The sequence below is a fragment of the Leptospira ainazelensis genome, from assembly GCF_016918785.1.
In the GTDB taxonomy this organism is placed as follows: Bacteria; Spirochaetota; Leptospiria; order Leptospirales; family Leptospiraceae; genus Leptospira; species Leptospira ainazelensis.
Window position 1 is genome coordinate 43,207 of sequence record NZ_JAFFPT010000078.1, and the last position, 20,572, is coordinate 63,778.

A 20,572-nucleotide genomic window follows, 5' to 3' on the forward strand; every position below is an offset into this window, starting at 1 on the left:
TTTAAGGAACCGGAGTCGCCTCGACCACGGTTTTGATCAGAGATTCCACGTCCAATTCTTCCGAAATGGCTTCAAAGGTGAGAAGAATTCTATGTCTCAATATTTCCACGAGTGAAACTTTGACGTCTTCGGGAATCACGTAAGTCCTTCCGTTAAGGAGCGCATTCGCTTTAGAACTTTTTAATATACTCAAAGAAGCTCTCGGAGAAGCGCCGTGACGGATATAAGGAAGGAGTTCCGGAATCGTCCTTTCCTCGGGTCTTGTGTTTCTTACAAGACGAACGATATACGATTTGATCTTCTCCTCGATAAAGACGTTATCCAAAAGCGAAGACAGTTTTAGAATATCTTTCGAAGTTACTACCTTTTTGATCTTCCCGTTCTCCGTATTCAAACGTCCGTGTTGTTCGAGGATTGCAATTTCTTCTTCAAGCGCCGGATAACCTACGTTGACCTTCATAAAAAATCGATCCATCTGCGCTTCGGGGAGAGGGTAGGTTCCGTCTTGATCGATCGGGTTCTGAGTCGCGATCACGAGAAAAGGCCTGTCGAGTTTGTAGGTTTTGTCTCCGATGGTGATCGTCTTCTCTTCCATACTTTCCAGGAGAGCCGATTGAACCTTTGCGGGCGCACGATTGATTTCGTCGGCGAGCAAAACCCCCGTGAAAACCGGACCCTTTCTCGTTTCAAACTCGGTCGTCTTCGGATTAAAAACTACAGTTCCTACAAGATCGGCCGGCAACAAATCCGGGGTAAACTGGATTCTTTTAAAATCCAAATCCAAAGCGGAAGCGAGAGATCTTGCGAGTAAAGTTTTTGCAAGCCCCGGCATCCCTTCCAAGAGGACGTGACCTTGACAGACAAGACATACGAGGACGTTTCGGATGACCTCGTCTTGTCCGGTAATTTCCTTACTCAATTCTTTCTTAAGAGTTTCCAGAGTGATCCTGGCAAACTCGACGTCTTCTCCAGATAGAAGATCTTTTTCCATATTGTAAGAATCGGAGAACCTGGGATCTGCTTCAAGCGAATTCCCTCGAACGCGCCGCGCTTACTTGGTCGGTTCTTCTTTTACGGGGAGAGATTTCCGAAGAAAATCGGATCTATGAAGTCAAGAAAATTCTTTTAGGTTTGTCGGAGTTCCGACAAAGGAATTTTGGAAAATCGTCCTTGCGAGAACGGCTTTTCTGTGCTCGAGAAAAATCTCACGATTTTTTTCCCTGCAACGCGATCCATAGAGAGCGTTGCATTGAGTTCACGCGATCCATAGAGAGCGTTGCATTGAGTTCACGCGATCCATAGAGAGCGTTGCATTGAGTTCACGCGATCCGTAGAGAGCGTTGCATTGAGTTCACGCCACTCCACCCAATCAGCATAACCTTACCCACAAGTTAAAAAGGCGATTTCGAATCAGGGCGATCCCAATCAAAATTTTTGTAGGAGTTCCTACATTCGAGACTTTTTACTTGCAAAAAATTGATTTTATGATAGAGCAAAGCCACCCGGAGTTTTCCGCCTCCCGCCCCTCCACCCAAAAATTCAGGGCGGGGCTTTCGTTTCACGGAGGATTGTCGTAGTTACGACAAATTCCTTTAAGATTCAGTCCACTTTGTGGGTAAGGTTATAACCCGATCAGGGTGGGGCGGGGCCGCGATCGTTTCACTGAAAAATCGTCGGACCTACGACGGATTTTTTGGAAAGGATGACTCTTGCGACAAGAGATTCTTCGTTTCTCCTCGAATAACGGAAGAGCGTCGCCTCGAAGGATTTCGGAAGAAATCATATCGAGGAAAGAAAACTTATCTCTTCGCGTCCCAGTTCCCGGAGCTGTTGTTCCCTCGATAGGTTCCGGAGATCGAGCGCCCTTCCAACACTCCGGTATATTTTTGGGAAAAAGGAACATTACTTCCGATCTCCGAACATTTCACACCCGAACAAGATCTTACAAATTGAATCTGATTCCCTTTTATAAAAGGCCCTCCGACGAGTTCCCATTTTCCCTTTCCCCAATTGGAGAATTTTAGATTTCCATAGAGGCGACCATTCTTACCTCCGAAAAGTTGAAGAACTCCCTTGTGAGGGCCGACCGTGAGCTGATAGGTTCCGACGAAAAGTTTATCATTCGAAGAGAGTTCCGCAGAGGTCGTTGGAGTTTCTTCGGGAAAAAACTCGATCTTTTCCACAGTTTCCATGGAGATCTCTTGATCCGGGTCTCTCAGCTTTATCGTATTCTGATCCAGAAATACCAAGGTGCCTTGGGTAAAAGAACCGTTATAAGTCACCTTTGCCGATCGATGTATTCCCGATCCGCAGGTTCTTAAGAAAAAGCCCAACAGAAAAAATAAAACGGCGATGGAAATCCAAATCGTAAGATCCCTTCTCCAAAAAGATCGGGAAACTGTTTCAGTGTTCATACGATATTATCGGAGAATTCGAAAAAGCATTCACGCCTGAAAACAAAAAAAGCAGAAGGTCACCCTTCTGCTTTCCTGATTCTTAGATCTCGTATGTTTTCGGATTTCTAAAAAATCGAAAACATTTTTTTCGTCAACACACAACACACAAAGGTCACTTGCGAACCGAATAAAAAAACCGCCGCGATTTTATCCGAAAGCGGACTTCAAACCCGCTTCCGACTTTTTTCAACGGGCTCGGTTTTTCGGAGCAACAAATGTTGTGTAAAAAGAAATAGATTCTATTTACAACCCTGCATCTCACCCATCTTTTTGTTTTCGTTTCCATTGATGTAGTAAGTCTTACCGGAACTCACCGACCAACAACCGTTCTTCTTATTTGTTCCCGGCATGATAGGACCTTCTCCGAGTTTTGTTCCGCTTTCGTCGTATTCGATCGCCTTTGTTTCGCTCAAAATCTCGAATTGTTTTTTGCCGTTCTTGTAATACGTAAAAGGGATATCCGGTCTGTAACTCGACTTGAGCTCGTTAGTCGCTTCGTCGATGTTCATGATCGAAAACTGAAGTTTTCCCTTTCCGATCATCTGCCCTTCTTTGTTGTAAGCTTCCGCAGAGGACATCATAAACTCGTTCATCATCTCGCCTTTGTAAGCCGGATTCCCGTTGCTCCAGTTGAACTTCCAAACTCCTTTCCGAGTGTGTTCTCTCTGGCCTTCCGCGAAAACATTTCCATTTTTATAATATTCTTTCCAATAGCCGGAACGAAGAGCCTTTTTTTCTTTCGGATCTTTTTCCTTATCATCCGCTGGAGCCGGTTTCGGTTTGTAGCCGCCTTCCATCTGGATCGAAGCGTTGTCGTAGTAGGTTTTCCAGATTCCGGTTTTAAGATCGTCTTTGTAGGAACCTTCGCTCTGAATCGTATTTCCGTCTTTATGATACGAAGTTTCCGGACCTTGTTTTACGCCGCTGGAATACGTGGAAACTTTTTTCTTCGCGCCGTTTTGTCCCGGTTCCGCGTAGTATTCCGTCCAGACTCCGTCTTTCTGATCGTCTTTATAAGCGCCTTCTTCGTCCATCAGGCCTTCGTTGTTTTTCTTCCAATAAGGACCGTGTTTTTTATCGGCCTTATAAACCGTACTTTCGATTTGTACTCCGTCTCTTTTGAGTTTTTTTTCTTCGCCTTCTTTCAAACCTGCGACGTAAGGAGTATCGCGAAGAACTTCACCGGTCTCATAAAGAGTCTTCCAAGAACCTTCTCTTTTATCGTCTTTGTATTCTCCGGTCCGAATCAGAACGCTGATCTTTTTTTTGGTCGCGGAATCTTCCTTCTCTTGGTATTCTTTCCAAGGCCCGTTCTTCTTAAACTTTTTGATCAGATCGGGTTTTAAGCCGTCGAGTTGTTCGGGAGTACAAGGTTTACCGGAACAGTCCGTAACAACCGGGCCTTCGGCTTTCATATTGAATGTTTCTTTGTATTTTTCCACACGAATATTGGGTGGAAGGATTTGGATTTCTTGATCCTTACCTTTATTTTCCACGCCCGGAATCGTAGAGCAGGAGACGGCAAGAACTGCGAGCAGAGACAAGCAGAGTTGTTTCATGATTATTCCTTAAGAGTTTAAAAACTTCTCCCAAACGTTAAGGAAGCGAATCCAAAAGTCAAGAAATTCCGAAAAATTACTTCGGATCCAAGTAGTAGTGGAGAAGAATAAAACGTATAAAGGGCCGATAACAATCCAATGAAATATGACCGCTGTCCGCGTAAGTGTTGCAGGTATAATAAGAATCTTTGCTCATATCGATCAAAGGAACGCCCGCCCTTTCATGCATCGGCCTCACGATCTCAAACCACGGCCCTGGAATATTGAGTTCGTCTAATGTTTTTTCCATCGGAATCGAAGACCCCGGTTTTACAAACAAGGCCCTCCAGTTTTTTTCCTTCAGCAAGTTAAGAATTTTTTGATAAAATTCGTATTGCATCTCCGAAGGAGCGTAAGAAGGATAAATCCATCCCACCGTTTTTTTGGCCGATTCTTGAATTTTCCCAAAGTCCCTTTCTACATAGGCACCGGCCGGCGAAATCGAATTCCCTTTGTCGTTTTTCAAAGTGGCGATCGTCATCGACTTCAGCATCTCGCCGATTTCAAAATTCTCATTCTTCAAACGTTTGAGCACGTTCCCGACATACGGCTTATTATAGCTCACTCCGAAAAGATAATTCCCGAAAAAATAATTTACGTTTTCCTTTCCCAACGTCCACGAGTATTTAAGAATAAAGATCGGATCAAAGCTGTTGGCTAAATTCGATTTTTTGAATGTAGTACTGTTCTTATTAAACTGAAACGGATCGGTTTCGATCACAACGAGATCCGGATGAACTCCTCCCTTTGCAAGTCCTTCCAAAAAGTAAAGATAATACGCGGGCGTCGTGACTGCGGAAGAAAGATTGTAGATATCCCAATCCGGATAAAAAGCTTCCAGATCCGAATTTTGAAAATAGAGCATCCGGGAAGATCCCATAAGAATCATGAGTTTTTTCTTTTTGGAAGAATCCTTATGATATTCTCCGTCGCTTCCGTATTTGGAAACTATCTCTTTTAGGAGTTCTTTTTTGACGTCGTAGTAGATGTAAGTGAATTCTTGTTTTACGTAATCTCTTACCGTATCCAAAAAGAAAAGTTTATCGAAGAGAAAGATTGCAGAAAAAAGCAGGACTGGATACCAGAGGAAAGGCTTGGACTTCAAGAGATTCTCCCGGGAGAATAATGCGTTAATATGAAAAGAGCCGGTGAAGACACCGGCTCAGATTCTTAAAGAAGCGGGTAGCTGTCAAATGAAATCAAGCAGTTACCATGTCTTTCTGCGAGAACTGTTTGCGTCTCTTTTGAAGTTCCGCAAACCATTCTTCGGCGTGCTTATGATAGGCTACAAGACGTTTGACGAAGATCCTTCTTTCAGGCATCAGAACTCGTCTCGCTTCATGAATGATTTCTTCCACGATCTTTGCGTGAAAGGTAAAGTGACTGGAAAAAAGATTAAAATAATCTCTTTCCGAAGTTTCCCAGGGTCTGGAAGCAATATCAGAAAAATACTGCTCTAACTGTCCGATATCATGGTCAAAGTCTGATTCGTATGGAGAATTGACGACTGCTATGGTATCAGTGAGATCTGTGAGTGTTTGAAAGTAACTTTCTAAATCGGGTAGTTCCACAGGTAAAATCACCTTTCCTATAGGTTCCTTTTACCATCTTTTTTAGAGGCCTTGTCCGCTCAAGATTTTTTTAAGTATTCTCTCAAATGTTTTCCTTCTTCTTCCCATCCCTCAGAGGCCGCTTCGATCCAAACGTCATACTTATCGCCTACCGGATAACCCGAATTCGTCACGATGAGCTTTGAAGAATTCTCGCTCAAAGATTGAAATTCGAGTTTGAGCTCGATGTCCCCGGCCGGATGATCCTGCCAGAGAAGTATCAATTCTTTTAAAGGAACTATCTTTTTATAAATCCCGTTTGTGGTGAGGTCTCCCTCCATTCCGAGTTTCCAAGTCCAGGCAAAGTTTGCCCCTTCTTTCGGACGTCCGGTCACCTTATCCGCCAACCAGTGGATTAATTCTTCGTTGATCGTCACCGCGTTCCACACTCTCATCAGAGGATAGTCGAACTGAAATTCTTTTACAACACTTCTCGTTTCCATGCTTTCCTACTAGTGAAAATCTTTATAAAGTTTTTTGAATAGAGTTCTTTCTAAAAATGCCGGAGCGATATTGCGGAGCCATTTTAAAAAGAATCCGGAGCTGTCCATGAGGACCAATCTGGATTCAGGATCTTCTACGGCGTTTAACATCCGTAAGGCGACTTCTTCCGGAGTTTTGATTTTTTTGCTCGGATAATAACCTTCGTTCAGAGTTTTTCCGTCTCCGTCCAAACCGCTCGCTCTCAGTTTTGTTTTCGTATAAGGAGGACAAAAAATAATAAAGGAAAGTCCTTGTTCGGAAAGTTCGATTCTCGCCGCTTCCAGGGCCGCGTGTAACGCGGATTTAGAAGAAGAGTAAGCGCTTCTTCCCGGAATTCCATAAAGTCCGCTCACGGTGGAAGTGGCGATCACGGTTCCTAAGTTGAGTTTGATCTGCGGAAGTAATCTTTGTATGAGATAGACTGGACCGAAAAAATTGATATCGAACGTTTTACGGAAGGTTTCGATTCTTGTTCCGTCGAAACGTGAATGAGTTGTGACACCCGCGTTTGCAAAAAGAACGTCGATTCCTCGATATTCTTTGGAAATTTTTTTGATCGCCTTATCGATTTCCTTTTCGGAACTCAGATCCGTGGGGATATGGAGCAAGTCGGCGACAAACGTATTCTTACGTTTTAAAAGTTCGGGTTGTGTTCTGGAAAGATTGATCAGCTTACAATCGATCTTAGAAAGGGTTGAAAGAATCGCCTCTCCGATCCCGGATGAACCTCCGGTTACGACGATGGTCTTGCCTTTCCAATAATCCGGATTCATTCCAGAGCATTTTGTCCGTGAGAAGAGAGCGTTCAAGGATTTTTTCAATGGGAAAAGCGAAGATTGTGTTACGGCTAACCTAAAAAAGCGGGGTCTTGTTCGTCGTTTCCGCCGGAGATACGGTAAGAAATTTTCTCTAAAATGGACGCTCGCAAAAACAAAGAAGAAGCCTAAGAGGTATTGATAAACGACTTCACCCGTAAAGAAGTTTAGAGAAGTCGATTTATCTTTTAAGGATCTATTCCGCGTGGGACTGAAAATTTACGACCTTCCATTCTCCGTTTCGATTGAATCTCAGTGAAATTCTAAACGGAATTCCGCAAGGATCGTATTCGACGTTAAACGGATCGACCTCGACGCCGTTTTGATTCCAGTATCTCCGGATCCTGTTTCCATAAGACTGTTTTGGATAATGACCCGTAACCGAAAGATCGCAGGCCGTTAAATCGCCGTTTCCCAATTCTTTGCCGACCTTCTTTTGAAATCGTTCGAAGGAAGTTCCTACGATTGCATTCTCGTTCGTAAGAGTGAAGGCTTCTTCGAGTTTTTTTACGATCAACAATTCCAAAAATCGATCGGAAACGAGAATCGCGTCTTTTGGCTCGTATTCCACGTTCTTCAAAAAATAAAAGGAACCACAAAAAAGAAGGGCGCTCAGAAAAACGATCCTGATCAAAATTCTAATTTTCATAAGGGTCAATCCAAATTCTTCTCATAACCAAGATCCAAGAAGCCGGTTTCCTTGTTCGAAATCATTTTAATTTCATTCAAAAAAACGCATAACACGGCAATACGATCGTTTCCGAAAAGGGCGCATTCCAAAGACATATACCGATCTTTTCAATGCGCGGTTTCAACCTGATGACAGATAACGTTTTTCGGAGAATCTTGTTTTAATCCTTGTTGTCGGCGCTGACCTCGTCCTGAATCACTCTCGCTTCCGCGCTAAACGCGATATACGACCAAACCCAAGTAATCAAAATCGTAATCTTATTCTTAAACCCGACCTGATAGAACAAGTGGACAAAAAGCCAAGCGAGCCATCCGAAAAAACCCTTCATCCTTAGAAAGCCGATTTCGGCGACGGCGTCCGTTCTTCCGATCGTCGCCATCGAACCCTTGTCGATATAATGAAACGGTTTGCGTTTTTTATTCTTCAGGTCGTTTTTGATCAGAGCGGCGACGTATCTTCCCTGCTGCATGGCAACGGGAGAAACGCCGGGAAGAGGACGTTCCAAACCCTTTGTATAATTGGCGATATCGCCGATCACAAAAACTTCAGGATGACCTTCTATATTACAGAACTCGTCGACCATCACCCTTCCGGAATGATCCAAAGAAGCGCCTAACGTGGATGCGATCGCGTTCGCCTGAACCCCGGCCGCCCAGATTACGGTTTCGGAATGAATCGTTTTCCCTTCCAGATGAACTCCCTTTTCGTCGATGTTCACGACCCTCGTCCCGGTAAGCACTTCCACTCCCCTCTTCTCCAATCTTTTTTTTGCAAATTCTCCAAGAGACGGAGAAAACGCCATCAGAAGCCTCGGTGCGGCCTCGATCAAAGTGATTTTGGAAAGCGCCGGATCGATGGAATGAAATTCATCCCGAATGATTTGATGGGAAAGCTCCGCGATGGAACCGGCAAGTTCCACACCGGTCGGACCTCCTCCGATGATCACGTAGTTCAAAAGGGACTTCGCGATTTCAGGATCTCCGGAAAGTTCGGCCTTTTCAAAAGAGATCAAAAGTTTATGGCGAATTTTGAGAGCGTCCTTCAGATTTTTTAATCCGATCGTATGTTGAGCCCATTGATCGTTCCCAAAATAACTCGATCTTGCACCCGCCGACAATATTAGATAATCATAATTTGTAGAAGTGTTCTGATAATAGACCGTTTTGTTTTCGATATCGATCTTAGTGGCTTCCCCCAGTACTACCGTGACGTTTTCACTTTCTCCGACGAGGGATCGAGTCGGAATCGCGATATCGGCGGGACTCAAAACCGCCGTTGCGACCTGATAGAGAAGCGGTTGAAAAAGGTGGTGATTTTTTTTATCGATGACCGTGATCTCGAGGTCCGAGTTTTGAGAGAGTTTTTTGACGGCTTGAAGACCGCCAAACCCTGCGCCGATGATGACTACTTTCTTCTTTCCGGATTTACTCATAGAGAGATTTTTTCCTCCCGGATATTTAGGCTTTCAAATCCAGCTTTTTAGAGAGGAGGAATTCCAGAAAGTCTTCTGCGGTTTCCGAGACGATATTTTGCACTTCGTCAAAGTCTTTTAGAGTTCCATAAAATGGATCCGGAACCTCGGAATCTTTTTTGGAATCCTTTTGGAAGAATCGAAAGAGTTGCACTTTTTTTCTTTCTTCATCGGTCGAAGCCAGATAGAGGATGTCTTTCTGGTTCGATTTATCCATCGCAAGAATATGATCGAATTCTTTGAAATCCTCCTTTCGAAACTGACGCGCCCTGTGTGTGAGTTCGATTCCTCGTTTACGCGCGGCTTGTCTCGCTCTCGGATCCGGAAGTTCTCCGAGATGAAACCGAGACGTTCCGCAGGAATCCACGACAAAGGCGGATTCTAAATTTCTTTTTTGGATCAAATCTAAGAATGCGCCTTCCGCCGCGGGAGAACGGCAGATATTTCCGAGACAGACAAACAAAACACGAATCGGGCTTCCGCCTTGTGAGGCTGACTTTTCAAAAGGTAAATTTATTTCGGATTGATCTTCGACCATAAAAACTCTGGCATACTTCTCATGAGATAACCGATAAATGTCCAAGGGAACCAAGGAACTGTAGCCGATAAAACTTTGTTTTCAATTCTTTTATAAATTTTTTGCACACCCTTCTCGACCGGAACCACAAAAGGACGGGACTTCATCTGGTTGTTGATCGGGGTATCGATAAAACCGGGATGGATCACCGTCACAAGAATTCCATAACGTTTTACTTCTCCTCTCAGAGCTTCCAGATAAGTGGAAAGTCCCGCTTTCGAAGAAGAATAACTGGCGGAACCCGGAAGCCCTCTAAACGAAGCCACGGAGGAAATCCCCACAATCTGACCCGACTTTTGGTTTTGAAAGGTCGGAAGAACGGCTTCCACACCCGCCATCGCGCCGATCAAATTGGTTTCGATCACCTTCCGATCCGCCTCAAAGCTCCTTCCACCAAACGAAGAACTGGTGGAAATTCCCGCGTTGAGAATCATCAAATCCAAACCGCCCAACTCCTTTATCAGTTTCGGAATCACTTTGAAATTTTGTTCGTAGTCGGCCACGTCCAAAGTCGCGAATACGATCTTCCCCTTCGCCCCTTTCAACTTCAAATCATCCGCGATTTTTTTTAAAGAATCTTTTCTTCTCGCTGTCAGAGCCACGTTAGCCCCTGCTTCCGCGTACATCCTGGCTAATTCTTTACCGATTCCGGAACTCGCACCTGTAATGAGGACATTTTTCATAGAATCAACTTCCTATTATCTTATAACTTGCTTCAAACATTAATTTCCGAAAAGGTTCAGTTTATTTGGTTTACCTTTAAAACCTCAAAGCAATAAATTTGTAAAAGGGCCCCTTTGGGAGCCGGTGCGAAAAAGAAAGGCGGTGAGGTGAATGGACCTGAACCAGCAAAATGAAATTACCAGACTCAAAAGCCTGGTAGAACTCTACGAAAGAATTTCCAGACTCAGTGAAAGCGAACTTTTAGAAGCTGAAAAAACTCTCCAAGCTCACGAAAATACGGCGGGAATGGCGAGGCTCGAGTTAATCAAAATGAACGAACAACTCAAAGCCATCCGCAACATCGGCCCCGATCTCAAAACAAAAGTAATCTCCCTTTTACACGATCACGAATCCGGATTGCCGGAATTTAAAACCCGAATCGCCGAACTCGCCTTAAACAATCCTTACTTCTATTCCGATTTTTTTAGAATCATCTCCCACTTGGAAATCCAAGAACCGGAAGCGCGAGAACTCTGGGAAGAAATATATAAACACGGCGAAAGTATGAGTTCTTCTCTGGGAAGAAACGTCAACTTCGTAGTTTCGATGCTCGACTATATCTTCAGCAAAAATAGAATCATAGAAAATCCGAAAATCGTCGAGTTGTATTCCTTCGAGGAGATCATTCTCAACACCGTCATCGACGAAACGAGCGGGATCTACAACCGCAGATACTTCAACATCATTCTCAACAAAGAAATAAACCGAAGCTCGCGTTATCAGAGGGATTTTTGTCTTTTGATCCTGGATGTGGATAACTTTAAGATCATCAACGATACATATGGACACGGATTCGGAGACGACATTCTAAGATTGATCGCCGGCACTATGCTTTTCTCTTTTCGTCAAGAGGATATCTGTTGTAGAATCGGCGGAGAGGAATTCGCGGTGATCTTACCGGAAACTCCGAAAGAAAACGCGCTCGTCGCGGCCAATCGTTTTCGAAACTATCTCTTAGAAGCTTCGATGAGTCAGTATGGACTGGCCGTCACGGTCTCCGGAGGGATTTGCAGATTTGGAGAAGACGGAAAAGACACGAACGAACTTTTTAAGAATGCGGACTCCGCCTTATACAAAGCAAAAAAATCGGGAAAGGATAGAATTTTGATCCATTCTTCCGAAACTTAAATCATCCCTCGGAAGTCCCGAATTCCAATTCTCCCGATGCGTATTCGTCCAACTTAGAAATCAAAATCGCGTTCGTGTTTGCGAGGCGATCCGCAAGAATTCGAACCATCTTTGCGGAGAAGTCCGGATTGTTCACTAAGAACTTTTCCAGTTGTTGTTTACTTTCGATCACGGCGAGTTCACAATCCAAAATCGTCTTCGCGGTGGCCGTTCTCGGCGAGGAACGAAAGAGAGCCATCTCGCCGAAAAAGTCTCCTTTTTTCATGATCGCGAGACGTTGTACTACATTCTTACGAGTAAAAAAGATTTCAACGGATCCGCTAAGAATCACATACATCGCGTTATTCAGTTCGCCTTCGCGAAAGATAATTCCGCCGGCAGGGATCTGCACCTTATTCATTTTTTAAACCGACCTAATAAATTAGATTCTTTACCAAAAAATCGCATATTGACAGATGAATATTAATTCTACCCCGGAAAAGTACACTCTTTTTATGAATTCACATCTTCAGCTTTTCATGGATCTATTCGGTCTGTTTCTTCTATTTGCCTTTTTCTTTTTCGCAAATCGATCTTCCCAAATTCTAATCTCGTCTCCGCAAAAAGACGACTCAAGCGGCGGAAGAAGCGAATCGATAGATTTTATCCGCGGACTCGCGATCACCGGAATCGTTTTTATCCACGTCAATTCCTACTTTCAATACTTCGGACCGGAGCAAAGCTCATCGGTTGCGACTCTCGCCCTTTCCAATCTTGCTCGATTTAGCGTCCCGGCCTTTATTCTTTCTTCCGGAATTTTTCTGAAATATACAAACTTTAGAGACTACTGGAAATCAAAGATCCTTTCACTGATTCTTCCTTATTTCTTTGCGAGCCTACTCGCGGCTTGGGTTAAATTAGGGACGGCGCCGGATTTGGGATCTTTCTTCTACGGGTTATTACTCGGAACCTGGTGCGCTCCTTATTACTTTGTTCCGCTTCTTTTTTCGTTTTATCTGATCTTTCCCTTGTTTTCAAAAATCCAAACAAAACTTAACACTAAAAAGGCGATTTTTTCGATCCTCCTCTTAAGCCTGATCGTCAACTTAACTTCCAATCATGTTTTTCCGCTTTTTCCGGAGGGAATAATACGAACGATCGAGCCGATTTTATTCACCGGATTTGTATTCTTTTTCACCTTCGGAATGTTAGCCGGAAAATGGTTTAAACAACCTAAGAATTTTTTGACTCTTTCGGAAGAAAAGTCCTCCCCCCTCCCCTACTCTCTAAAAACGATCCTTTGGATCGGAATTTTAATCTATCTTTCAACGCTGTTTTTGGCGGGAATTTTTTGGAAGTTCGATTCCTCCAATCACCTGATCTTCTATCCGCTCGGGATGTTTCTCGCGATTTTTTTCTGGGCTGAAAAAACGCAGGGCCAAAGGAGACATAAAACTTTGATCGGCGCTTTTGCTTTTTTAGGAAAGAACAGCATGGGAATTTTTCTTTTACATCCGATTCTCATCCACCTTATGCACGCTTGGAGTCCTTTCGAATGGGGGGCTGCGTTTTCTTGGATTTGGATTCCGATAACGGCTCTGGTCAACGTTCTTCTGCCGCTTTTGATCTGGCTGGTCGTAACTAAAATTTCGGAATTTCCGGCAAAAATCCTTTCGCCGGCGACTAAAAGTTAAAAATAAAGAATCACATCCCGTTTGAAAATTCTTTCTTAAAAGTAAGACCGGACGCACGGACGGTCTTCAGCGCCTCTCCATAACTTACCAAAATTTTGAGTGCAAAGTCGATCCTTTCACGGATATAAGAATCTTCCTTACTTACGGCTTCCGATCCGTTTAGGACGTTTTCAGCGTCTCTTACGATGATATGTTCCGGTATATAGCAGACTTTTGTATTTTTATAACTGCTCATTCTAAGTTCAGCGACCGGATAACTTCCGCCGCGGCTCGCGGAGACGGCCCCGATGAGCGCGGGTTTGTGACCGAGAATTTTGTGATTACAGTAGAGAAGAAAATTCTTTAGACCCGGAGACGCCATTCCGGAGTATTCGGGAGTCACAAAAACAAAAGCGTCGGCTTGATCCAGTTCGGACTCGATCGGTTTCCAAATCTTATCCCATTCTTCGCCTCCGTCCCAGAAAGAATCGTCCCATACGGGCAACCTATGATTCCCGAGATCCAGAGTCCAAACCTGGTGCCCGAAGGAAATGAGCCGGGTTTTCATCCATTCTGCAACCTTTGCAGACTGGGAAATTTTTCGATGTGAAGCCGAAATGATGGCAAGTTTCATGTTTTCTCCGATTTGAAAACGTTTAGCTCTGATTCTTTTTTCACGATTCGTTTTAGATCCTAACCTTGTGCTCGGAATTTCCAAAACAAGAAGTTACTTTATTATAACCTTAGAAGGAATCGACGCCCCTTCTTCAAGCCATTTTTCAAAGATATCCTGGGAACAAAGATGAAAAGAAAAAAACGGCCTTAAACGGAGCTAAAGCCGATGATTCCTGAAAAACCTCAGTCCTTCAGGCCGTATTTCTTCTTTAGCGAGGAAAGTTCTTTTATGAATTTTTCCCTTTGCTGCGAGGTGAGTTTTCCGAGTTGTAAAACTATCTTTGAGGGGGCCGACTTTCGGGGTGAAATCATTTCACCCCCCCGTCCTTCCTTTTGTTTTAGGAGGTCTTCCAGATTTTTTACGGACGCGTCTTTTCCGGATTTAATTAGATCGGCGACGGACTTCTGATCCAGACGCGCGATCGAGCTGAGCTGTTTTACGTATCTTTCGGTAAATCCCAAAACCTTTGAGACCTCTTCCGCGGTTTTTCTTTTTTCCTTTCTGAGATATTGAATCGCGCGTCCGACTTCCCAAGGATTGAGGCTCTTTCGTTTTTCATTTTCCGCGAGGGCCATTTCGAAACACTTATCTTCGGAAGCCGACGTTTCGATCGCCGGGATCGCCGTCCACTTTAGGGTTTTTGCGGCTTGGTATCTTCTTTCACCTGCGACTATCTGATATTTTTTACCTGATTTTCTAACTACTATCGGCTCGATCAACCCGAGACGTTTCATCGATTCGACGAGGTCGGATACTTCTTCCTTTCCAAAAACCCTCGGCTGCACCGGATTTGGAATAATATCCGAAAGTTGAATTTCGGTTTTTGAAGATTCTTTTTCACCAAACGCGGTGAGGAGATCCATTCCTGCAAAGTCAGAACGTTTAGCCATTTGAAATCCTCTTTATCAATTCATCCGCGAGGGAGAAAAACATCTGCATCGCTTTGCCGTCGTATTCTCCCAAGAGCTTTTTTTTTGCCTGCGCCTGGGGAATCGACTCCCTTCTATAAATTACGGTTTCAAAAACTCCGAAGTATTTTCGGATCGCATCGGCGAGACCCGCAAGGGCCCTCGCGTCTTCATACTGATTGAGAACTGCGCCCAAAAGATTGAGAGAAGGATTGGCCTTCCTTTTTATTTTTAAGATCGTAGAATGAAGGTCTTTTAAACCTTGGACGCTAAATGCTCTCGTCTGAATCGGAATCAAAACGTGATCCGCCGCGATCAAAGCGTTTTCAAGAATCAAACCTAGGGACGGAGGACAATCTATGATGATATATTTATAGCTGGAGCGAACCGGCTTGAGTGCGTCCTTCAAAAGTTCAAAATCGTCCCTTTCATAGGGAGTAGTAAAATTGGCGAGATGGATCGAAGACGGAAGCAGGTCCAAACCGTCCGCGAGTTTTACGATCAAGTCTTGAACCGGAACCGGTTCTTCGCCTCGGTAGCCGAGGGCGTGAAAAACCGATTTTTCTACGGACCCAAAAAACAACTGAGTTATATTTGCCTGAGCGTCCCAATCCACGAGTAAAACCGGAGCCGTTTTGGAAAGAGCCTCCGCGAGACAAACCGAAACCGTAGTTTTTCCTTCTCCGCCTTTTTGGTTTGAAACGGCGATGATTACGGATTCATAAACCGCCTGATCGGACTTTTGAAAATACTTTTCGATCACTTCACGGTCGTATTTTCCTTTTCCGGAAGAAGGAATTTTCCATTCTTTGACCTTGGACAAAAACTCTTCCTCCGAAGGGACTTCATACTCGTCTAAGACCTGGCGTGTTGTAAGAATTTTGGAACTCATACTTTTTGGGAGCTTGTGATATCAGAATCGCGTAAACTATCGCACTTTGTCAAATCAATACTATGTCCCATTGATTTACAACCGCTAAAAAACGGAATTGCATGAGTAGGGTAGGGCGGTTATTCTGCCTTGATTCCCGGATGAAGGGCTTCAAAGGGGTGAAACGATTTCACCCCGGCCGACCAACCGAGTTTCAATAAAAATAGAATTATGAATATAAAAAACAACTCGTTTAGAACATTCTTTCACTTTGTCCTCATCCATTTTTTATTTACAATCTCCCTTTCGGCGCAAAACGAAACGAATACTGGCATCGAACCTCCGAGGATTGAACAGGAAAAGGAAAAACCCTTCCCCGAAGAGGAATCTCTTTTTCGAAAAATTCTCAAACAATCCTCTTTTACGGTCCTCGCGGGAAAAAACGGAGGAGACAATATCTTTGAAACGGGGACGAAATACGCGAACCTTTCGGGATTAAAAGGGGGATCCAGAATCACCTATCAACGCGATTTTAACTACGGGGGTCTTGGATTTACTCTTCGCTGGAAAAAATGGGAGGCCGACTACGGAGGACGGACTACGGGTTGGTATGTGAACGCGGGAGAGGGGAGGGACGAAGACTTTTTTTTAGGAGAGCCCACGATAGAACGCGGAACCAAAATTTCGACAAGGGAATTTTCATACTACGACTCCCCTTATACTTTTATCGGTTCGAGAAATTTCGCCGACGGGAAGGGTCGTCTATCGATGAAACAGGATCGTCATTCTTTGATACTAAGAAGATACTTCGGAGACGCGGATCCCGACGCGAGAAAGGAAGGAAAGGGCCTTTTTCTTACCGGCGGCTTTCAATACACTTTTATGAAATACGTACTCTACGACGTGTTTCAGTTTTTTGATTCTAACCCCCTTTTTCTCAATCGAATCGGACTCGGTTTGAGCCTTTCCTATTCCACATACGAATTTCCATTGGGACTTGGTTATCGTTACTCTAACGCCGGTTGGTTTTTTGAAACTTCCTTTTCCGGAATTTTTTGGAGCGGACATTTCAGAGACTTTCACTACCAACGCGCGTTGAATTTTATAGGCGACGTTTCCGGTTTTGGGATCGATTTTAACGTGAGCGCGGGACGTCTTTTCGGAAATTATCTGATTTTTTTCAAACTCAACGAACACAGACTTTTTGGAGACGGTCATTTTGTGACCAAGGGCGGTCTAAGTTATAACGACATTCTTTCACAAAACTTAGGTCAGTATAAAAACTATATGAATCTAAAAGAATGGAACGTGGAACTCGCGATCACCGGGTATTTGTATTAAACCGCAGGCAACCCAATTGAAAAACAAAATTCTCCTAATCAACTTAGGCGGCCCTCGTAACACTTCCGAAATTGAAAAATTCTTAATCGATCTTTTTGAAGATCCGTTCGTATTCGATCTCCCGATCCCGGAGTTCTTAAGAATCAGACTTGCAAGGTGGATCGCCGTAAAAAGGGCTCCGAAGGTCGCCGCGGCCTATACGTCCATGGGTTTTGGAGGCGGATCTCCGATCGTTTCCGAAACCGAAAAACAAGCAAAGGCGATCGCAAACGAACTTACAAAACTTACGGGAGAAGAATGGGAAGGGGAGGTAACGATGGCTTGCGGATATCCGGATATCCGGGAGCTCGACAAAAAAAAACTCACCCCATCCAAGAAAAATATTCTTCTACCTTTATTCCCGCATTTTTCAAGATCCACGGTTCTTAGCACTGCCAAACTCATAGAAAAAACCACAAAAGTTTGCCCCGTAGCTTTCGAAGGTTGGGTTTCACCGTTTCATTCTTCCCCTTTGTATTTGGAGTCGATCCGGGATCTGATCTTGGAATTCTTTCAGGGGAAATTGGATAAAAAAATATTCTTACATTCCGAATCTTTCCAAAACATCCCAAACTGGGAAAACATCGACCTCGTTTTTAGCGCACACGGAATTCCGATCCGATTGATTCAAAAAGGAGACAAATACAGAGAGGAAATCGAAACCAACGTAAAAAATCTAACCTCATCGCTGCGAAAAGAGGGGTTTAAGGGAGAATGTCATATTTCCTTTCAGAGCAGGGTAGGGCCTTCGAAGTGGACGGAACCGAACACGATCACAAAATTGGAGGAACTCGGAAGAAGAGGTGTCAAAAGAGTCGCGGTGTATCCGATCAGCTTTGTGGGCGATCATCTCGAAACATTGGAAGAAATCGGAGAACAACTCAAAGAAATAGCCCACTCGAACGGAATTAAAGATTACTATCGAATCCCCGCTCCCGGAATTTATCCGAAGTTCATCAAAGCGATGGCAAAGATCAGCTTAGAATCGACTCGTGCGACAAAAAAAGAATGCCTTTGTAGAACTTTGGGGGGCCATACGCCCGACCTCAACACGAAAGAATGTTTTCTTTCGAATACAATCGATCGTTGAATTAAAAGATCGCGCAAAGAAAATAATAACTACTCAGACTAAAATTAGGCTCAAGAGTGCATAACGTTCCAGGCTCTTTCCAAGATGGAACTGAGTCCGATTCCGTATCTAAAATTCCCTTCCACAAAAACTCCTCCCGGAAGGCTGCGGTCCAACTCCTTATTGAATTCAAGAAGAGCCGAATCGTAGACCGGAAGAGCCGATTTCCAAATCGTTACGTAGTGATTGATCGGATCGTCTTTTTGGGTCGTGATTTTTTTTCTGTCTTCTTCCAAGATGGAAACGATCTCATTCTCTTTTAATTTTGAAATCTCCCCGTCCAAGGCTCCTCCAAAAATAAAAGTCTCGGAATAAATTCCTTTGGAAACCCGTCCCGGAAAAATCGAAGAATTTAAAAGTACACCCCTTGCACGAAAGCCGGAACCGGGAGGAAAAAGAATTCCGAAGCCCGTTTTTTGTCCGAGAAGCGGTTCGTTTCCGAATCTTGTCGCCGTTACGACCCCTAACGTTCCGCAAACTTTCTCATATCTTTTAAAAACCGGAAAACTCGAAGAAAGAATTTTTAAAGAGGATTCTATACCGCAGGCGACGGTGATCTTTGCTTTCGGATATTTTTTTCTGAGAGCGGAAATGGACGGAGCCTCCTGCAAATAGATCAACTTCGAATTCGGAGAGGATTTTATCTTAGTCTCCATTGCGCTTAACAATTCTCCGAGGCCGCCGCGAAAACTCACGGTTCCTTTTCGTTGTTTTGGGACCTTCGGTTCCGACTTTTTTTTCTCAAAGGTATTTTTTAGATTTTTCCAAAGAGATCCGTTCGATTGGATAAATCTTCCGAGCACGAGTTCCGCGGACATTGTTTTGAGATCGCCCGCGTAAACCCCCGAAAGACCGGGTTCTATCACATTCTTAACCGCGTCTTCCCCCAAAACACGAACTCCCCAGTGATATACGGATTCGTCTCTTTGAAAACCGGATGAAATTCCGAACATACCGTATAACGCGCGTAACCCGCCAAAGAACGAAAGAGGAATTCTTTTCGGAGTTCCGTCCTTCCAGATATATCTTTTTTTGGAGATTTTTTGAGTAGGGATGATCTCCAATCCGAGGATTTTAGCCAATTCTTCCAGACGATATGAATTTAGAATTCCGTTTGCGGCAGTCTCCACAAGCCCGAAAGGAGTCTGGACCGATTGGATCAAACCTCCGAATCGATTTTTTTTTTCGTAGATAAGAACGGATTCTCCTTTCTGAACCGAAAGTGTCGCGTGAAGAAGTCCGGTAAACCCGGCTCCAAGGATGATATGATCCGGTTGTTGTGACGCCACGGATCTATTTTTATAAGATTCCAAAGATTGTAAATCAGCAATCTTTGGAATTTAGGGAAACTTTGCAGTGAAAGACTACGGCGCGGAATTTAAGAATGGAACTTAAAAGTTATATCTGTAACCGAAGGTATATTTGGATTCCCAGGAAGAGGAAGAAGTCCCGCCCATCGCAGTTCCTGAATTAGCCATCGGATTAAAATCAAACATCAAACCTTTACTCGAACCGTCCGAAATTCCGACTGAAGAGGAAACCGCTCCGCCGAAAATAAAAGCGTCGGCCAAGTTGATCAGATAGATACCGGCTAACACTCCTAAGCTGGTTTGAAGATTCCTATAAGCCTTGTCAACGGCGTCCTTTTTGTTCTGATAGAGATTGCTCGAAGATTCGTTATAAACATAAAGCGATAACGGATCTGTAATCACAGGAGGAAGAGTCGGGTTTGCAACGCCTAAGGTGGATAAGGCGATCGCTCCGGTCGAATACGGATTCCCGTAACTCTCATACTCTTTCCTAGCGACGTGGTATTTTCGATTATTCTCATATACCGCGTAACCGGCGGCTAAAAATAGAGTAGGGTAGATGACCGCGGCGAATTTTCTCCCGCTCGCCCATTGTCCCCAGCCGGGAAGAACTGCGGATCTTCCGAGCGCTCCCGCCTTCGATACTTCCGGCTTTTTTGGAGGAGGGGTCGGAGCTATCGGCGGTCGATTTTTTTCAGCGGCTTCTCGTTCCTTACGAAGACGTTCTTCCTCTTCTTGCTGTTTTTTAAGATCTAAATTTCTCTGTTTGGCCAGCTTTGCTTCTTCCAATCTTTTGATCTCTGCGTCTCGGATTCTTTCTTCCTCTTCCTCGCTGATATCCTTATAGATCACTTTGAGAATTTCTTTTTTGGCGACGACTCGTTTCCCTTCTTTCGTCTGAAGGGTAATCGTCTTTTGATTTTGAGTGATTACCTTTCCTCGAAACGATCCTCCTTCGTGCAAGAGGACCGTCTCCGCAAAGAGGGAAAGGGGTAGTAAAAATAATAAACCGAAGTATAGAAATATTTTTTTCAAAAATTGCATCAAAACGGGCCTTCCCCGAGCGAAACCGGCTCGAACCTCAAGTATGAACG

General features: G+C 44.0%; 21 protein-coding genes. 4 read left to right on the forward strand and 17 right to left on the reverse strand.

Annotated elements, in window-relative coordinates:
* Position 1: 1 nt before the first annotated feature.
* The 11 genes from JWG44_RS18795 to JWG44_RS18845 form a co-directional block, all read right to left on the reverse strand.
* Entirely contained in the window at positions 2 to 991 is a 990-nt protein-coding gene (locus JWG44_RS18795) for an AAA family ATPase (protein ID WP_205276584.1), read from the reverse strand.
* Positions 992 to 1,799: 808 nt separating this feature from the next.
* Positions 1,800 to 2,414 carry an LIC20036 family protein gene (locus tag JWG44_RS18800; protein WP_205276586.1) on the reverse strand — a complete coding sequence of 205 codons (615 nt, stop codon included), beginning with the start codon at positions 2,412 to 2,414 and terminating at the stop codon, positions 1,800 to 1,802.
* 281 nt (positions 2,415 to 2,695) lie between these two features.
* A complete protein-coding gene (locus tag JWG44_RS18805; protein WP_205276596.1) occupies positions 2,696 to 4,015 on the reverse strand; it encodes an LIC20035 family adhesin in 1,320 nt (439 codons plus the stop codon).
* A 76-nt stretch (positions 4,016 to 4,091) separates the two neighbouring features.
* Positions 4,092 to 5,159, reverse strand: a complete 1,068-nt coding sequence (locus tag JWG44_RS18810; protein WP_205276598.1) for a DUF1574 domain-containing protein — start codon at positions 5,157 to 5,159, stop codon at positions 4,092 to 4,094.
* Positions 5,160 to 5,253: 94 nt separating this feature from the next.
* Positions 5,254 to 5,625: a hypothetical protein gene (locus JWG44_RS18815; RefSeq protein WP_205276608.1), complete on the reverse strand. Its 372-nt coding sequence runs from the start codon at positions 5,623 to 5,625 to the stop codon at positions 5,254 to 5,256.
* Between the two features lie 59 nt (positions 5,626 to 5,684).
* Positions 5,685 to 6,107 (reverse strand): SRPBCC family protein, encoded by a 423-nt coding sequence (locus tag JWG44_RS18820; RefSeq protein WP_205276609.1) that lies wholly within the window; start codon positions 6,105 to 6,107, stop codon positions 5,685 to 5,687.
* A 9-nt stretch (positions 6,108 to 6,116) separates the two neighbouring features.
* Positions 6,117 to 6,920, reverse strand: a complete 804-nt coding sequence (locus JWG44_RS18825; protein WP_205276610.1) for an SDR family NAD(P)-dependent oxidoreductase — start codon at positions 6,918 to 6,920, stop codon at positions 6,117 to 6,119.
* A 238-nt stretch (positions 6,921 to 7,158) separates the two neighbouring features.
* The gene (locus JWG44_RS18830; RefSeq protein ID WP_205276611.1) at positions 7,159 to 7,611 is read right to left on the reverse strand and encodes a sugar:proton symporter; all 453 of its coding nucleotides are present in this window, start codon (positions 7,609 to 7,611) and stop codon (positions 7,159 to 7,161) included.
* Between the two features lie 202 nt (positions 7,612 to 7,813).
* Entirely contained in the window at positions 7,814 to 9,085 is a 1,272-nt protein-coding gene (locus tag JWG44_RS18835) for an NAD(P)/FAD-dependent oxidoreductase (RefSeq protein WP_205276612.1), read from the reverse strand.
* Between the two features lie 25 nt (positions 9,086 to 9,110).
* Positions 9,111 to 9,662, reverse strand: coding sequence for a low molecular weight protein-tyrosine-phosphatase (locus tag JWG44_RS18840; RefSeq protein ID WP_205276613.1), 552 nt, complete (start codon positions 9,660 to 9,662; stop codon positions 9,111 to 9,113).
* Positions 9,638 to 10,384 carry an SDR family oxidoreductase gene (locus JWG44_RS18845; protein ID WP_205276614.1) on the reverse strand — a complete coding sequence of 249 codons (747 nt, stop codon included), beginning with the start codon at positions 10,382 to 10,384 and terminating at the stop codon, positions 9,638 to 9,640. Before JWG44_RS18845 ends, JWG44_RS18840 begins: the two co-directional genes overlap by 25 nt.
* Before the next feature lie 151 nt (positions 10,385 to 10,535).
* Here JWG44_RS18845 and JWG44_RS18850 point away from each other — a divergent pair, with 151 nt between their 5' ends.
* On the forward strand, positions 10,536 to 11,552 hold the full coding sequence (locus JWG44_RS18850; protein WP_205276615.1) for a GGDEF domain-containing protein: 1,017 nt from the start codon (positions 10,536 to 10,538) through the stop codon (positions 11,550 to 11,552).
* 1 nt (position 11,553) lies between these two features.
* Here the strand turns inward: JWG44_RS18850 and JWG44_RS18855 are convergent, their stop codons facing one another.
* On the reverse strand, positions 11,554 to 11,952 hold the full coding sequence (locus tag JWG44_RS18855) for a cyclic nucleotide-binding domain-containing protein (protein WP_205276616.1): 399 nt from the start codon (positions 11,950 to 11,952) through the stop codon (positions 11,554 to 11,556).
* Positions 11,953 to 12,046: 94 nt separating this feature from the next.
* Between JWG44_RS18855 and JWG44_RS18860 the strand changes: the two genes are divergently transcribed.
* On the forward strand, positions 12,047 to 13,225 hold the full coding sequence (locus JWG44_RS18860; protein ID WP_205276617.1) for an acyltransferase: 1,179 nt from the start codon (positions 12,047 to 12,049) through the stop codon (positions 13,223 to 13,225).
* A 10-nt stretch (positions 13,226 to 13,235) separates the two neighbouring features.
* Here JWG44_RS18860 and JWG44_RS18865 read toward each other — a convergent pair whose 3' ends face one another.
* The 3 genes from JWG44_RS18865 to JWG44_RS18875 all read right to left on the reverse strand — a co-directional run bounded on the left by JWG44_RS18865 (position 13,236) and on the right by JWG44_RS18875 (position 15,680).
* Entirely contained in the window at positions 13,236 to 13,838 is a 603-nt protein-coding gene (locus JWG44_RS18865) for an NADPH-dependent FMN reductase (RefSeq protein WP_205276618.1), read from the reverse strand.
* Positions 13,839 to 14,062: 224 nt separating this feature from the next.
* Positions 14,063 to 14,770 carry a ParB/RepB/Spo0J family partition protein gene (locus tag JWG44_RS18870; protein ID WP_205276619.1) on the reverse strand — a complete coding sequence of 236 codons (708 nt, stop codon included), beginning with the start codon at positions 14,768 to 14,770 and terminating at the stop codon, positions 14,063 to 14,065.
* A complete protein-coding gene (locus JWG44_RS18875; RefSeq protein ID WP_205276620.1) occupies positions 14,763 to 15,680 on the reverse strand; it encodes a ParA family protein in 918 nt (305 codons plus the stop codon). The genes JWG44_RS18870 and JWG44_RS18875 overlap by 8 nt, the downstream gene beginning before the upstream one ends.
* Before the next feature lie 210 nt (positions 15,681 to 15,890).
* Between JWG44_RS18875 and JWG44_RS18880 the strand changes: the two genes are divergently transcribed.
* Both JWG44_RS18880 and hemH read left to right on the forward strand, forming a co-directional pair.
* Positions 15,891 to 17,000, forward strand: a complete 1,110-nt coding sequence (locus JWG44_RS18880) for a putative porin (protein WP_205276621.1) — start codon at positions 15,891 to 15,893, stop codon at positions 16,998 to 17,000.
* A gap of 16 nt (positions 17,001 to 17,016) precedes the next feature.
* Positions 17,017 to 18,129 (forward strand): ferrochelatase, encoded by a 1,113-nt coding sequence (gene hemH / locus JWG44_RS18885; protein ID WP_205276622.1) that lies wholly within the window; start codon positions 17,017 to 17,019, stop codon positions 18,127 to 18,129.
* A gap of 50 nt (positions 18,130 to 18,179) precedes the next feature.
* Here hemH and hemG read toward each other — a convergent pair whose 3' ends face one another.
* Together hemG and JWG44_RS18895 are read right to left on the reverse strand one after the other, a co-directional pair.
* Positions 18,180 to 19,457, reverse strand: a complete 1,278-nt coding sequence (gene hemG, locus JWG44_RS18890; protein WP_205276623.1) for a protoporphyrinogen oxidase — start codon at positions 19,455 to 19,457, stop codon at positions 18,180 to 18,182.
* A gap of 102 nt (positions 19,458 to 19,559) precedes the next feature.
* Positions 19,560 to 20,522: an LA_0442/LA_0875 N-terminal domain-containing protein gene (locus JWG44_RS18895; RefSeq protein ID WP_205276624.1), complete on the reverse strand. Its 963-nt coding sequence runs from the start codon at positions 20,520 to 20,522 to the stop codon at positions 19,560 to 19,562.
* Positions 20,523 to 20,572 lie beyond the last annotated feature (50 nt).